Source organism: Geodermatophilus pulveris (genome assembly GCF_900188375.1).
Taxonomy (GTDB): Bacteria; Actinomycetota; Actinomycetes; order Mycobacteriales; family Geodermatophilaceae; genus Geodermatophilus; species Geodermatophilus pulveris.
Window position 1 is genome coordinate 120278 of the sequence record NZ_FZOO01000009.1, and the last position, 12750, is coordinate 133027.

The following is a 12750-nucleotide window of genomic DNA, read 5'->3' on the forward strand; positions in this document are numbered from 1 at the left end:
GCAGGGCACCTCCCCCGCACAGCGGGTGACGAAACGGCGCGGCACCGGCCCGGGTGACTCCGGCGCGGAGACATGCGTCACGGTCCGGGCGCGGCAGGGGTGCGCCGCCCGCGCCCGGACCGCCGCGCTCAGGGGGTGTCGGCGCCGCCCCCGGACACGTCGCCACCCTCGGCCGGCTCCTCGGCGTGCGGGGTGCGGCCGGCCTCCTCCTCGCCCGGCCGGTCTCCGCCCTCGGCGGGCTCGGGGCTGCGGGGCGGGCGCTCGGGTTCGGTCATCGCAGGTCCTCCTCGGTCCTCGGCTGGCCGGACCTGTGCCCGGGGGTCCGGTGGGTCAACCGCACTCCCCACCGCGACGGCGGCCGGCAGCCCGGGCAGGGCCGCCTGGACCGCGGCGGCGTCGGGCAGGGCGCCGCGGGCCCCCGCGCCGGTGGTCGACAGCGCGGCCGCCGTCACCGCCGCCGCCACCGCCCCGGCCGGCGCCGTCCCCGCGGCGAGGGCCACCGCCAGGGCGCCGCAGAAGGCGTCCCCGGCGCCGGTGGTGTCCACGGCCGTCACCGGCGGGGGAGGCTGGAGCAGGGCCGGGCCGCCGTCCGGCACCAGCAGCGCACCGCGCGCGCCCAGGGTGACCACGACCGTGCCGGCCGCCAGGTCCCGGGCCAGGGCGGCCAGCTCGGCCGGTGTCCGCTCCGCCGGCCGGGCGCCGGCGAGCTGCACCAGCTCGTGCTCGTTGGGCACCAGGACGTCCACCCGCGCCAGCAGCCCGGCCGGCAGCGGCTGCGGCGGCGCCGGGGTGAGGACGACGGTGCCGCGGGCGGTCCCGGCCGCCGCCTGCACGGTCTCCAGCGGCACCTCCAGCTGCAGCAGCACCACCCGCGCGTCCCGCACCGCGGCGACGTCGACGTCCCCGGGGCCCAGCTCGGCGTTGGCGCCGGGGACGACGACGATGAGGTTCTCCCCGCTGCCGTCCTCGACCGGGATCGTCGCGGTGCCGGTCAGGGCCCCCGGCGTCCGGTGCACGGCGCTGACGTCGACGCCCGCCGCGGTCAGCGCCGCCAGCTGCCGGCCGGCGGCCGGGTCGTCGCCGACGCGGCCGACCATCGCCACCCCGCCGCCGAGCCGCCCGGCGGCCGCGGCCTGGTTGGCCCCCTTGCCCCCGGGCGCCAGCACGGTGTCCCGGCCGACCACGGTCTCGCCGCGCCCGGGCAGCCGCCCGACGCGGACCAGCACGTCCTCGTTGAGGCTGCCGACGACGGCGACGGTCATCCGGCGGCCGTCCGGCGGTGGCGCAGGGGCAGGGCGTACCAGGCGACGAGGGCGGTGGCCAGGACCACCGTGCTGGCCGCGACCGCCGGCCCGCGGCCGAGGACGACGTCGAGGACCAGCAGCACGGCGCTGGTGATGGACACCGCCAGCAGCACCAGGGCGATCAGCAGGGCGCGGTCGGCGAAGCGCACCAGCTGCTCCTTGCGGTGCCGGCGGAAGACGGTGCGGTGGAAGGAGACCGGCGCGACGAGCACGACGGTCGCCAGGGCGGTGCTCATCAGGGTCACCGTGTAGACGACGGTCGGGAAGGCGCCCAGGTCGGGGAAGCGGGCGGTGAAGGCCAGCGACAGCAGGAACGCGAACAGGATCTGCACGCCGGTGAGCACCACCCGGAGCTCCTGCAGCAGCTCGGCGACGTTGCGGTCGAGCACCTGCTCCCGGGTCTCGCCGCGCGCCAGCGCCGTGCGCTCGACGTCGAACCGTTTCTCGGTCACGCCGGTGCGGTACCGCGCAGGACAGGACCCGACACGCGGAGGCACCCATGGCCAAGGACGACGACCCCGACGAGATCCGCCGGCAGTTCAGCGAGGCGGTCAACATGAGCCCGGCGGAGCTGGAGCGGTGGCTGGACACCGACGAGTCGCGGTCGGTGGGTCAGAAGACCGACGGCGGGGAGTCCACCGGCCACGCGGAGGGCCGCCGGATCGTCGAGCTGCTGCGGACGAAGAAGGGCGACCTGGACGACGACGACCTCGCGCACATGCGCAAGGTGCACGGCTACGTCGCCCGCCACCTGGCGCAGGAACCGGCCAAGGAGGACGTCGAGACGTCCAAGTGGCGGTACTCCCTGATGAACTGGGGCCACGACCCGCTCAAGAGGAGCTGACGCCCGCACATGGGCGCGCTGCGGCCCAACGACCCCGCCCAGTACGACACCCTGGCCGACCAGTGGTGGGACCCCTCCGGCGGCTTCGCCGCGCTGCACTGGCTGGCCGCCTCCCGGGCCGAGCACGTCTCGCCGGCGCCGCACCCCGGCGCGGTGCTGGTCGACCTGGCCTGCGGCGGGGGGCTGATGGCCCCGCACGTGGCCCGGCTCGGCTACCGCCACGTCGGCGTGGACCTGGGGGTGCCGGGTCTGCGGCTGGCCGGCGAGCACGGCGTGCTGGCCGTGCGCGGGTCGGTGCTCGCCGTCCCGCTGGCCGACGGGTGTGCCGACGTGGTCGTGGCCGGGGAGATCCTCGAGCACGTCGAGGACGACGTCGGGGTGCTCGCCGAGTGCGCCCGGCTGCTCCGCCCGGGCGGCGCGCTGGTCCTCGACGCCCTCGCAGCCACCCGCGTCGGGCGGTTCCTCACCACCACGGTCGCCGAGCGGCTGCCCGGCGGGCCGCCCCCCGGCATCCACGACCCCGCCCTGTTCGTCGACCGTGCCCGGCTGCTGGCCGCCGCCGACGACCTCGGCCTGGACCTGCGCCTGGTCGGGCTGCGGCCCTCCTTCCGCGACGCGCTGGCCTGGCGGCTGGGCCGGCGGGTCACCGTGCGCATGAAGCCGGTCCGGTCCACCGCCGTCGTCTTCGCCGGCTACGGGCGGCGCCGCGACGGCGCGGGGCCCGCCGGCCGGACGCAGGGCGGCGGGGGGTCGCGGCCGCCCGTACGGTCGTGACCATGACGCCCCGCGCCCGCGAGCTGCGCCGATGAGCGCCGTCCTGACCGGTGCCGGCCGCGCCCTGCCGGCGACGCTGGACCAGGACGCGGCCTGGGAGGGCTTCTTCGCCGGCCACTACGCCGGCGTCCGGGCCGCGCGCCGGGTGTTCGCCGGCTCCGGGGTGCGCCGCCGGCACACCGTCGCCAACCCGCTGGACGAGGACATCAGCGGCTGGAGCACCGGCGCGCGGATGCAGCGCTACGTCCAGGAGGCGCTGCCCCTGGGCAAGCAGGCGGTCGCCGCCGCCCTCGACGAAGCCGGCCTCGCGCCCGGGGACGTCGGGCTGTTCGCCGTCGCCACCTGCACCGGGTACGCCACCCCCGGCCTGGACATCCGGCTGGCCAGCGACCTGGGCATGCCGCCGGGGCTGCAGCGGCTGCTGATCGGGCACATGGGCTGCTACGCGGCCATCCCCGGGCTGGCCGCGGTCGGCGACTACGTGGAGGCCCGGTCCCGCCCGGCCGTGCTGCTGTGCTGCGAGCTGACCAGCCTGCACGTGCAGCCGCCGGTGGGGGAGCTGGACCAGGTGGTGGCGCACGCGCTGTTCTCCGACGCCGCGGCGGCCGTCGTCCTGGAGCCCGGCGCGCGCGGTCGGCGGCTGGCCGGCGTGGTGGCCCGCACCGACTCCTCCACCGCCGACCACATGACCTGGGACGTCACCGACCTCGGCTTCCGCATGGGCCTGTCCCCTCGGGTGCCCGACGTGCTCTCCCGGCACGTCGGCGACGTCGTCGACGAGCTGCTGGCCGGCGCCGGGCTGCGCGTGGAGGACGTCGCCGGCTGGGCGGTGCACCCCGGCGGCCCGCGGATCCTCGACGTCGTCCGCGACTGCCTCGGCCTGGCCGAGGCGGACCTGGCGACCTCCCGGCACGTGCTCGCCGAGCACGGCAACTGCTCCTCGGCGACGGTGCTGCTCGTGCTGGAGGAGCTGGCCGGCGTCGACGGTCCCGTGGTGGCCATGGCCTTCGGTCCCGGGCTCACCCTGTACGCGGCGCTGCTGCTGCCCGCCTGACCATGGTCTCCAGGACTACGGTGGGTGATGTGGATCACGTCGAGGACCGGCCCGCGTCCGTGCGGGTGTTCCTCGTCGACGACCACGAGGTGGTCCGGCGCGGGGTGGCCGAGGTCCTGGAGGAGGACCCGGTGATCACCGTCGTCGGCGAGGCCGGGTCGGTCGCCGAGGCGCTGGCCCGCGTGCCGGCGGTCCGGCCGGACGTCACCGTCGTCGACATGCGGCTGCCCGACGGGGACGGCGCGGAGGTCTGCCGCCGGCTGCGCGAGCGGGTGCCCGGCCTGCGGTGCCTGGTGCTGACCAGCTTCCCGGACGAGGACGCCGTCGCCGCGGCGGCGGCCGCCGGCGCGGCCGGCTACCTCCTCAAGCAGGTCCGCGGCTCCGCGCTGGTCTCCGCCGTCCGCACCGTGGCCGACGGCGGGACGCTGTTCGACCGGGACGCCGGGGTGGCCGCCGCGGCGCGCCGCCGGCCCGCCGAGCGGGACCGCCGGCTGGCGCTGCTCACCGAGCAGGAGCGGACGGTGCTGCGGCTGATCGGCGAGGGGCTGACCAACCGGCAGATCGGCGCCAGGATGGGCCTGGCCGAGAAGACGGTGAAGAACTACACCAGCCACCTGCTGGCCAAGCTCGGCCTGGAGCGGCGCACCCAGGCCGCCATCCTGGCCACCGAGCTGCGCGACCGCTCGGACTGAGCGAGGACCCCGCTGCCCTCACCGGCGGGGGAGCGGCACCGACCAGCGGATCTGGGTGCCCCGCGGGCCGGTGGAGGTGCTCATCCGCCCGCCGTGCCGCTCGGCCCGGTCGGCCAGGTTGGTCAGCCCGCTGCGGACGGCGACGGCGGGCAGCCCGATCCCGTCGTCGGTGACCACGACGCGCACGTCGCGGTCGACGGTCACGGTGACCGTGACCCGGGTGGCCTGGGCGTGCCGCACCACGTTGGTCACCAGCTCGCGGACGACGGCGACCACGTCGGGCAGCAGGCGGGGCGGCAGGTCGTCGTCGCCGCGCAGCCGCACGTCCGGGCGCAGGCCCTGCCCGCCGGTGATCGAGCGGACCACGTCGACGATGCGGGTCCGCACCGCGTCGGGGGAGGCGTCGTCGGCCTCGTGCAGCTCGAAGATCGACGAGCGGATGCGGGCGATGGTGCCGTCCAGCTCGTCGACCCGCTCGGCCAGCGCCGCCGCCGTCTCCGGCTGGGTGTCGGCCAGCGAGCGGCTCACCCGGTCCAGGGCCAGCCCGGTGGCGAAGATCCGCTGGACCACGTGGTCGTGCAGGTCGCGGGCGATCCGGTCGCGGTCGGACTGCACCTGCAGCCGCCGCTCCCGCTGCTGGCTGCGGGCCAGCTCCAGGGCCACCGAGGCCTGCGCGGCGAACGCGGCGGCCAGCTCCAGGGTGTCGGGGGCGAACAGCTCCCGGTCGCGCAGCCGCAGCGCCACCACCGTCCCCAGCGCCGGGCGCCCGCCGAGCGGGATGACCAGCGTGGGACCGAAGTGCCGGGCGAGCTCCCCGAGCACCGGGGCCCGCCGGCCGCCGTGGGCCGCCGTGCTGGCGTCGGCGATCAGCCACGGCAGGCCGGAGCGGTGCGCCGTCCCGAGCTGGCTGTCGACCAGCGGCAGCCGCACGCCCTCGAAGCCCTCGACCTCCTCCTTGTCCGGGCCGATGGCGACCACGACGGTCAGCACCTCGTCGTCGTCCGGTGCGGGCACCAGCACGCCGGCGACGTCGGCCGAGGCCAGCTCGGCCACCCGCTCGCCGATCGAGCGCAGCACGCTGTCGGGGTCCGCGCCGGACAGCAGCGCCGTGGCGATGTCGCTGCCGGCCTGCGCCCACGCGCGCCGGTGCTCGGCCTGCTCCACCAGCTCGGCGTTGGCGAGGGCCAGGCCCGCGGCCGCCGCCAGCGCCTCCGCGGCCGCCTGGTCGGCCGCGCTGAACGGCCCGCGGGCGAGATCGCCGGTGAGGTAGACGTGCCCGAAGACGGCGTCCCGGACCCGGATGGGCACGCCGAGGAAGGCGTGCATCGGCGGGTGTCCGGATGGGAAGCCGACCGCCTCGGGGTGGGTGGACAGGTCCGCGAGCCGCACCGGCTCGGGCCGCTGCAGCAGCAGGCCGAGCACCCCGTGGCCCTGGGGGAGCCGGCCGATGCGCTCGCGGTCGGTGGCGTCGACGCCCACGACGAGCAGGCGCTCGAGCCGGGTCCCCGTGCCGTCGAGCACGCCGATCGCCCCGTAGTCGGCACGGGTGTGCTCGACGGCCAGCCGCAGCGTGTGGCGAAGGGTCGCGTCGACCTGCTCGCTGTGCTCGGCGGGGCGCACCCCGGGGACGAGGAACTCGGTGGAGGGCAGGCCCAGGGACCCGGCGGCGGGCGGGGTCACGGCCCGGCGGTCGGGGTGCTCCGGCAGGAGCGGCGGTGGCGTGGCGATGCGGGGCTCCGTCAGGCCCCGCGGGCCAGCCGGCGGGCCGGGTGCCGGGGGACGGCGGGCCGCAGCAGGGTCTTGCCCCGGCCGCTGACCACGACGAGGTCGGCCCCGCGGGCCGCGCTGGTCAGCGCCTCGAGGACCGGCCGCTCGAGGACGGCGGTGCGGACCCGGCCGGAGACACCGGTCGCGGCGACGGCCCGCAGCACCTGGTCGTCCAGCCGCTCCAGGGCGGCGTCCCGCGCCTGCCGTCCGGCGGGAGTGCGGCTGCCCGGGGCGTCGTCGGTCTCGTCGAGCACGCACACGACGACCACGGTGGCCTCGCGGCGGGCGGCCTCCTGCAGGGCCCACACCAGGGCGTCGTGCGGGTCCGGTGAGCCGTCGACGTCGACCAACAGCCAGGGGGCCTGCCGCCGCGGGAGCAGGGGGGCCGGTCGCATGGGCGCCACCCGGCTCCCGCGCGCGCCGTCCGCCGGCCCGCCGTCGGGCCGGTGTCCCTCGTCCATGGGGAGATGGTGGCGACCGGCGTTCCGGTACGGCAGGGCCGAACGGCCCGTGACGGTGCCGGTCACGGCGTCACGGGCCCGTCCGCCGGCAGCTCCCGGTGTGTCGCTCCGCTGGGTGACCTCTCCGGCACGCGACCACCGGGGGCCGTGCCGGCCACGACGGTCGCGTCGCGGTCCTCGTCCCGCACCACCACCGGGCGCAGCCCCCCGGCCCGCACGGCGGCCGCGGTGGCCGGGGCCAGGCCGGCGCTGGTCTCCACCAGCAGCGTGCCGCCGGGTGCCAGCCACCGGCGTGCCCCGGCGGCGACCCGCCGGTGCAGGCCGGTGCCGTCGGGGCCGCCGTCGAGTGCGGCGCGCGGCTCGTGGTCGCGTGCCTCCGGCGGCATCAGGGCCACCGCGGCGCTGGGTACGTACGGGGCGTTGACCGCGAGCACGTCGACCCGGCCGCGCAGCCCCGCGGGCAGGGCGGCGTACAGGTCGCCCCGGTGCACCCGGCCCCCGGCCGGTGCCAGGTTGCGCCGGGCGCAGCCGACGGCGACCGGGTCGACGTCGGCCGCGTGCAGCTCGACCGGTCCGGCGGCGGCCACGGCCAGGCCCACCGCGCCGGAGCCGCAGCACAGGTCGACGACGACCGGTGTCCCGCCGGTGTGCCGCAGGGCGGCGACCGCCTGCTCGACGAGCAGGGCGGTCCGCCGGCGGGGCACGAAGACGCCCGGCTCGACCGCGACGCGCAGCCCGCAGAACGCCGCCCAGCCGACGACCAGCTCCAGGGGCTCGCCGGCGACCCGGCGGGCGAGCAGCGCGGCGAGGTGGGCCGGGCCGGTCGCCTCGGCGAGCAGCACGGCGGCCTCCTCCTCGGCGAACACGCAGCCGGCGGCGCGCAGCGCGGCGACGAGGCCAGGGTCCTCCGCGGGCAGGGGGCACACGCTCACCGGCCTCCCCGTGTCGCGGACCCCCGGGAGGCTACGGGTGCCGCGTGCATGACCACCGTGCCGCCGGGGCACGCCACACAGGGAGCGATCGGCACGCGAACGGCGTGCGACCGGCACAGACGGGAGGTCCCCATGCCGACGACCGGACCAGGACGGGACGGCGAGCCCCACCGGGACGAGTCGACCGCGCACGGACGGCGCGGCCGGCTGCTGGTCTCCGGGACCGTCCTCGGCGGGCTGGCGGTGGTCCTGGCGGTGCTGCTGGGGGTGTCGCAGTGCGGCCAGGAGGTGCAGGAGAACGGCTCGGCCGACCGGCCCGCGCCGGTGGTGCAGGAGGTCGTGCCGGCCGGTGGGCCCGGCCGGGCGTAGCGGCGCAGGTCAGACACCGGCGAGCACGGCGGCCGCGCCCCCCGCGGGGGTCCTCCGGTCCCGGCGGCGCCCGGCTGGTGACCGGCGCAGCGCCGGCGGGTCAGATGCCGAAGCCGGCGCGGTCGACCTTGCGGTGGTATCGCTCGCCGAGCTTGCCGCCGATCAGCGCCCCGAGCAGGGAGGCCAGCAGGGCGGCGACCCCGGCGACGATGCCGGCGGTGGTCGCGGTGTCGCCGCTGACCGGGATGCTCGGCAGGTTCAGCTGACCCAGCACGTTGTACTGCGCGCCCAGCACCGCCCCGAGGACGGCCAGCGCGACGACGACCAGCAGGCCGATGACCCACACGGCCAGGCCCTGGCGGATGCCGTCGAAGCGGCTCATCCGCCCGGCCACGTAGCCGCCGGCGAGGTAGGCGAGGAAGAGCACGACCAGCAGGGCGATGCCGCCGATCAGGCCGATCGTGTCCGCCTGCGCGCTCGCCTGGTCGGCGGCCAGGGCGCCCGTGGCGGCCTCGGAGAGGCCGAGGGCGACGCCGGCCGCGGACAGCAGCGCCAGCAGCAGGACGGCCAGGCCGTTGGCCGACAGCCAGCCGAAGAAGGCGGCCCCCCACTTGATGCCGCCGTAGCGGGCGTGCTGGGCGTCGACGGCCTCGCGGGCGCTGCCCCGGGTGGCGTACGCGCCGTCGGTCGCCGTCGCAGGGTCGGGTCGGGTGCGGTCGTGCTCGGTCACGTCGGCTCCTGAGGGGGGCGGGGCGACCGCGGGCCCGCGTCGCCGTCCTCCTGGCTGCCCGTGCGGGTGCCGGGGTGAACGGGCGACGGCCGGATGTGATCCAACTGTCACGTGGCCGCGGGGGCGTCCGCGGGCGTGCAGCAGGCGTCGGCGCCCTCGGGGGTGAGCGCGGCCAGGGTCGCCAGCAGCCGGACCGGCCCGGCCAGGGCCTCGCAGCACAGCGCGTGGACGTTGCTGCGGCCGCGGGGGGTGACGGTGACCAGCCCCTGTTCGCGGAGGGGGGCGAGGTGGTGGCTGACCAGGGTCTGGCCCATCCCGCTGAGGTCGGCCAGCTCCCGCACCGAGCGGGGCCCGTCGGCGAGGAGCAGCAGCAGGTGCAGCCGGTTGGGGTCCGACAGCGCCTTGAGCTGCGGGGCGAGCAGCCGCGCCCGGTCGGCGGCGGGGACGAACGCCCCGGGGTCCAGGAGGCGGACGTCGAGGTCCTGGCGCATGCCCCGAGTATGGCAGGCGGTCGTTGTCATCGACAACGTCGGCTGTTATTGTCCGGCCGTGGACACGGAGCTGCCGGTCGTGGTCGTCGGCGCCGGCCCGGTCGGGCTCGCCGCGGCCGCCCACCTGCTGGAGCGCGGGCTCGAGCCGCTGGTGCTGGAGGCCGGTGACCGGGTCGGCGCGGCCGTCCGGGAGTGGGGGCACGTGCGGCTGTTCTCCCCGTGGGAGTACGACGTCGACGCCGCCGCGCTCCGGCTCCTCGAGCGCACCGGCTGGGAGTCGCCCGGCCGCGACGAGCTGCCGACCGGCGACGAGCTCGTCGAGGCCTACCTGGCACCGCTGGCGGCCACGCCGGAGCTGGCCGGGCGGGTCCGCACCGGCACCCGGGTGGTCGCGGTGACCCGCCAGGGCGTCGACAAGACCCGCGGCGTGGGTCGCGCCGGGCGGCCCTACGTCGTGCGCACGGTGCGCGGCGGCCGGGTGGCCGACGTCGCCGCCCGGGCGGTGCTCGACGCGTCCGGGACGTGGGGGAACCCCAACCCGCTGGGTGTCGCCGGGCTGCCGGCGATCGGCGAGGACCGGGCCGGCCCCTGGGTGACCGGCCCGCTGCCCGACGTGCTGGGCGCCGACCGCGCCCGCTTCGCCGGCCGGCACGCCCTGGTGGTCGGCATGGGCCACTCCGCGGCGACCACGCTGCTGGCGCTGGTGCGGCTGCGCGAGGAGGAGCCGGGCACCGAGGTCACCTGGGTGGTCCGCGGCCGGTCCCCGGCCCGCCTCTACGGCGGCGGGGACGCCGACGGCCTGCCGGCCCGCGGCCTGCTCGGCTCGACGCTGCGGGCCGCGGTGGCCGCGGGCGCGGTGACGCTGCTGCGGGAGACCACGCTCGCCTCGCTCACCCCGCCGCCCGGCCGGACGGGACGGCTCACCGTCGCCGGCACCGGGCGCGACGGCGTGCCCGTCGAGCTCGCCGTCGACGTCGTCGTCCGCGCCACCGGTGCCCGCCCCGACCTCGGCCTGCTGCGCGAGGTGCGCCTCGACCTGGACCCCGGCCTGGAGGCGCCGTCGGCGCTGGCGCCGCTGATCGACCCGGACGCCCACTCCTGCGGCACGGTGCCGCCGCACGGCGAGGCGCTGCTCGCCCACCCGGACGACGGCCTCTACGTCGTCGGCGCCAAGTCCTACGGCCGGGCGCCGACGTTCCTGCTGGCCACCGGCTACGAGCAGGTGCGGTCCATCGCCGCGCACCTCGCCGGCGACGCCGAGGCGGCCCGGCGGGTGGAGCTCGCGCTGCCCGCCAGCGGGGTCTGCTCGACCGACCTGGCCGGCCGGGAGGCGGCCGACCTCGCGGCCGTCGGCTTCGCGACCGGGTCGCGGCACGGCCGCTCGGCCGAGGAGGCGCCGCCGGCCGCGGCCTGCTGCGGGAGCCCGCCCACGCCGGTCACCGTGTCGCCGTCCCGTGCGGGCTGAACGGCGGGCACTGATCGGCCTGTGCGTCACCCAGGTCACCAGCTGGGGCGTCCTGTACTACGCGTTCCCGGTGGCTCTGGCCGCCATCACCGCCGACACCGGCTGGTCGGCCACGGCGGCGACCGCCGCGTTCTCCGCGGGCCTGGTGGTGTCCGCCCTGGCCGGGATCCCGGTCGGGCGGTGGCTGGACACCCACGGGCCCCGGCGGGTGATGACCGCGGGCTCGCTGCTCGCCGTCCCGGCCACGGTCGGCATCGCGCTGGCACCCACCTACCCGCTGTTCCTGGCGGCCTGGCTGGTGGCCGGGGCGGCCATGGCCGCGGTGTTCTACCAGGCTGCGTTCGCCGCCCTCACCCGCTGGTACGGCGACCGGCGGGTCCGGGCGCTCACCGCGCTCACCCTCGTCGCGGGCCTGGCCAGCACGCTGTTCGCCCCGCTGACCAACGCGCTGGTCGAGGCGCTGGGCTGGCGGGACACCTACCTGGTGCTCGCCGCGGTGCTGGCGGTCGTGACGGTCCCGGTGCACGCCCTCGCGCTCACCGCGCCGTGGGTCCCCGCGGGCCACCGCGACTCGCCGGCGGCCCGGCGGCCGCGCCGGGTGCCGAACGAGGTGCGCAGCACCGAGTTCCTCGCGCTGTCCGGCGCGCTGACCCTCACCGCCCTCGGCCTGTACGCGACGAGCCTCACGGTGATCCCGCTGCTCACCGGCCGCGGCTTCTCCGCGTCGCTGGCGGCGACCACCCTGGGGCTCCTCGGCGCCGGCCAGCTGCTGGGCCGGCTGCTCTACGCCCCGCTCACCGCGCGCACCACCGCGACCGGGCGGACCGTGGTGCTCGTCGCGGCCGGCGCGCTGGCCATCGGCCTGCTCGGGACGCTGCCCGGGCCGCCGGCCGCCCTCGTGGCCGCCGCGGTGGCCCTCGGCGCGGTCCGCGGGGCGTGCACCCTGCTGCAGGCCACGGCGGTCGCCGACCGGTGGGGGACGGCGCACTACGGCACCCTCTCGGGGTTCTTCGCCGCGCCGGTCACCGCGGCGACCGCGCTGGCCCCCTGGGTGGGCACCGCGCTGGCCGAGGCGATCGGCAGCTACGCGATCGCGTTCGGCGTGCTCGCCGGCGTCGTCCTCACCGCCGTCGGCCTGGCCTGGCTGGCCGGCGCGCCCCGCGGAACGACACCGCGCCCCGCCTCGTCCGGCCGGACGTGAGACCCCCCGCCCGCTGTCCGCTGGTCCTCGCCGTCGCGCTGGGCGCGCTGCTGTCCGGGTGCGGTGCCCCCTCGGCCGCCGACCCGCAGGTGCTCGCGGCGGAGGAGGTGTTCGTCGACGAGCCGGTGGTGGTGCCCGACCCGTCCGGGACGTCGGCCACGCTGCGGGTGTCGACCGACCTCGACATGGCCTGCGCCGTGGTGTCCGGGCGCGACGGGTTCCCGCACCCCCGACGCCGCCCCGGTGGCCACCCCCGGGGACGAGGTGGCCGCCGGCGCCACCGTGGTGGACGTCAGCTCGGAGTCCTCCGACTCCTTCGCCGCGTCCCGGGCGGTCGACGGTGACCTGGCGACCGAGTGGTCCAGCGCCGGGGACGGTGACGACGCGTGGATCACGGTGGACCTCGGCCGTCCGGTCGACGTGGCCGGCCTCACCCTGCGCAGCCGGGCGATGAGCGACGGCACGTCGGTGGTCGAGACCCTCACCGTGACCGTCGACGGGGGCCGCACGTACGGGCCGTCCCAGGGCGGCACGGCCGTCGTGGTCGACGAGGTCGACCTCACCGGCCGGGTACTCCGGTTCGACGCCGAGCGCACCACCGGGGGCACCACCGGGGCGGCCGAGATCCAGGTGTTCGCGGCCCCCTGAGGGCGGGGGGACGGTCGC

The 12750-nt window shown here is 78.0% G+C and carries 15 protein-coding genes; 8 read left to right on the plus strand and 7 right to left on the minus strand.

Translation table 11 applies throughout. The annotated features are described in order from the left end of the window. Positions 1-128: 128 nt before the first annotated feature. Together CHB98_RS17255 and CHB98_RS17260 are read right to left on the minus strand one after the other, a co-directional pair. On the minus strand, positions 129-1262 hold the full coding sequence (locus CHB98_RS17255; RefSeq protein WP_245821309.1) for a ribokinase: 1134 nt from the start codon (positions 1260-1262) through the stop codon (positions 129-131). Next, on the minus strand, positions 1259-1756 hold the full coding sequence (locus CHB98_RS17260) for a DUF6328 family protein (protein WP_089306825.1): 498 nt from the start codon (positions 1754-1756) through the stop codon (positions 1259-1261). The genes CHB98_RS17255 and CHB98_RS17260 overlap by 4 nt, the downstream gene beginning before the upstream one ends. Positions 1757-1803: 47 nt before the next feature. On the opposite strand from CHB98_RS17260, the gene CHB98_RS17265 reads away from it, so the two are divergent. The 4 genes from CHB98_RS17265 to CHB98_RS17280 are packed head-to-tail and all read left to right on the plus strand — an operon-like array spanning position 1804 to position 4668. Beyond that, positions 1804-2148, plus strand: coding sequence for a DUF3140 domain-containing protein (locus CHB98_RS17265; RefSeq protein WP_089306826.1), 345 nt, complete (start codon positions 1804-1806; stop codon positions 2146-2148). Positions 2149-2157: 9 nt separating this feature from the next. Continuing rightward, positions 2158-2922 carry a methyltransferase domain-containing protein gene (locus tag CHB98_RS17270; protein ID WP_089306827.1) on the plus strand — a complete coding sequence of 255 codons (765 nt, stop codon included), beginning with the start codon at positions 2158-2160 and terminating at the stop codon, positions 2920-2922. A 31-nt stretch (positions 2923-2953) separates the two neighbouring features. Then, positions 2954-3976 (plus strand): type III polyketide synthase, encoded by a 1023-nt coding sequence (locus CHB98_RS17275; protein ID WP_089306828.1) that lies wholly within the window; start codon positions 2954-2956, stop codon positions 3974-3976. A 29-nt stretch (positions 3977-4005) separates the two neighbouring features. Continuing rightward, the gene (locus CHB98_RS17280) at positions 4006-4668 is read left to right on the plus strand and encodes a response regulator transcription factor (protein ID WP_281251873.1); all 663 of its coding nucleotides are present in this window, start codon (positions 4006-4008) and stop codon (positions 4666-4668) included. An 18-nt stretch (positions 4669-4686) separates the two neighbouring features. On the opposite strand, the gene CHB98_RS17285 is transcribed toward CHB98_RS17280, so the two are convergent. The 3 genes from CHB98_RS17285 to CHB98_RS17295 all read right to left on the minus strand — a co-directional run bounded on the left by CHB98_RS17285 (position 4687) and on the right by CHB98_RS17295 (position 7828). After that, a complete protein-coding gene (locus CHB98_RS17285) occupies positions 4687-6348 on the minus strand; it encodes a GAF domain-containing sensor histidine kinase (RefSeq protein WP_245821311.1) in 1662 nt (553 codons plus the stop codon). A 59-nt stretch (positions 6349-6407) separates the two neighbouring features. Then, positions 6408-6896: a universal stress protein gene (locus tag CHB98_RS17290; RefSeq protein WP_143425120.1), complete on the minus strand. Its 489-nt coding sequence runs from the start codon at positions 6894-6896 to the stop codon at positions 6408-6410. 62 nt (positions 6897-6958) lie between these two features. Continuing rightward, positions 6959-7828, minus strand: a complete 870-nt coding sequence (locus CHB98_RS17295) for a putative protein N(5)-glutamine methyltransferase (protein WP_089306831.1) — start codon at positions 7826-7828, stop codon at positions 6959-6961. Positions 7829-7960: 132 nt separating this feature from the next. On the opposite strand from CHB98_RS17295, the gene CHB98_RS17300 reads away from it, so the two are divergent. Next, a complete protein-coding gene (locus tag CHB98_RS17300; protein ID WP_089306832.1) occupies positions 7961-8197 on the plus strand; it encodes a hypothetical protein in 237 nt (78 codons plus the stop codon). Positions 8198-8297: 100 nt separating this feature from the next. Here the strand turns inward: CHB98_RS17300 and CHB98_RS17305 are convergent, their stop codons facing one another. Further along, on the minus strand, positions 8298-8927 hold the full coding sequence (locus CHB98_RS17305) for a hypothetical protein (protein WP_089306833.1): 630 nt from the start codon (positions 8925-8927) through the stop codon (positions 8298-8300). A gap of 107 nt (positions 8928-9034) precedes the next feature. After that, on the minus strand, positions 9035-9418 hold the full coding sequence (locus tag CHB98_RS17310) for an ArsR/SmtB family transcription factor (RefSeq protein ID WP_089306834.1): 384 nt from the start codon (positions 9416-9418) through the stop codon (positions 9035-9037). On the opposite strand from CHB98_RS17310, the gene CHB98_RS17315 reads away from it, so the two are divergent. From CHB98_RS17315 to CHB98_RS17325, 3 genes are all read left to right on the plus strand, one after another. Continuing rightward, positions 9417-10883: an FAD-dependent oxidoreductase gene (locus CHB98_RS17315; RefSeq protein ID WP_089306835.1), complete on the plus strand. Its 1467-nt coding sequence runs from the start codon at positions 9417-9419 to the stop codon at positions 10881-10883. The genes CHB98_RS17310 and CHB98_RS17315 overlap by 2 nt on opposite strands. Continuing rightward, on the plus strand, positions 10873-12084 hold the full coding sequence (locus CHB98_RS17320; protein ID WP_089306836.1) for an MFS transporter: 1212 nt from the start codon (positions 10873-10875) through the stop codon (positions 12082-12084). The genes CHB98_RS17315 and CHB98_RS17320 overlap by 11 nt, the downstream gene beginning before the upstream one ends. Positions 12085-12327: 243 nt before the next feature. Then, the gene (locus CHB98_RS17325; protein WP_089306837.1) at positions 12328-12732 is read left to right on the plus strand and encodes a discoidin domain-containing protein; all 405 of its coding nucleotides are present in this window, start codon (positions 12328-12330) and stop codon (positions 12730-12732) included. The last annotated feature ends 18 nt before the right edge of the window (positions 12733-12750 follow it).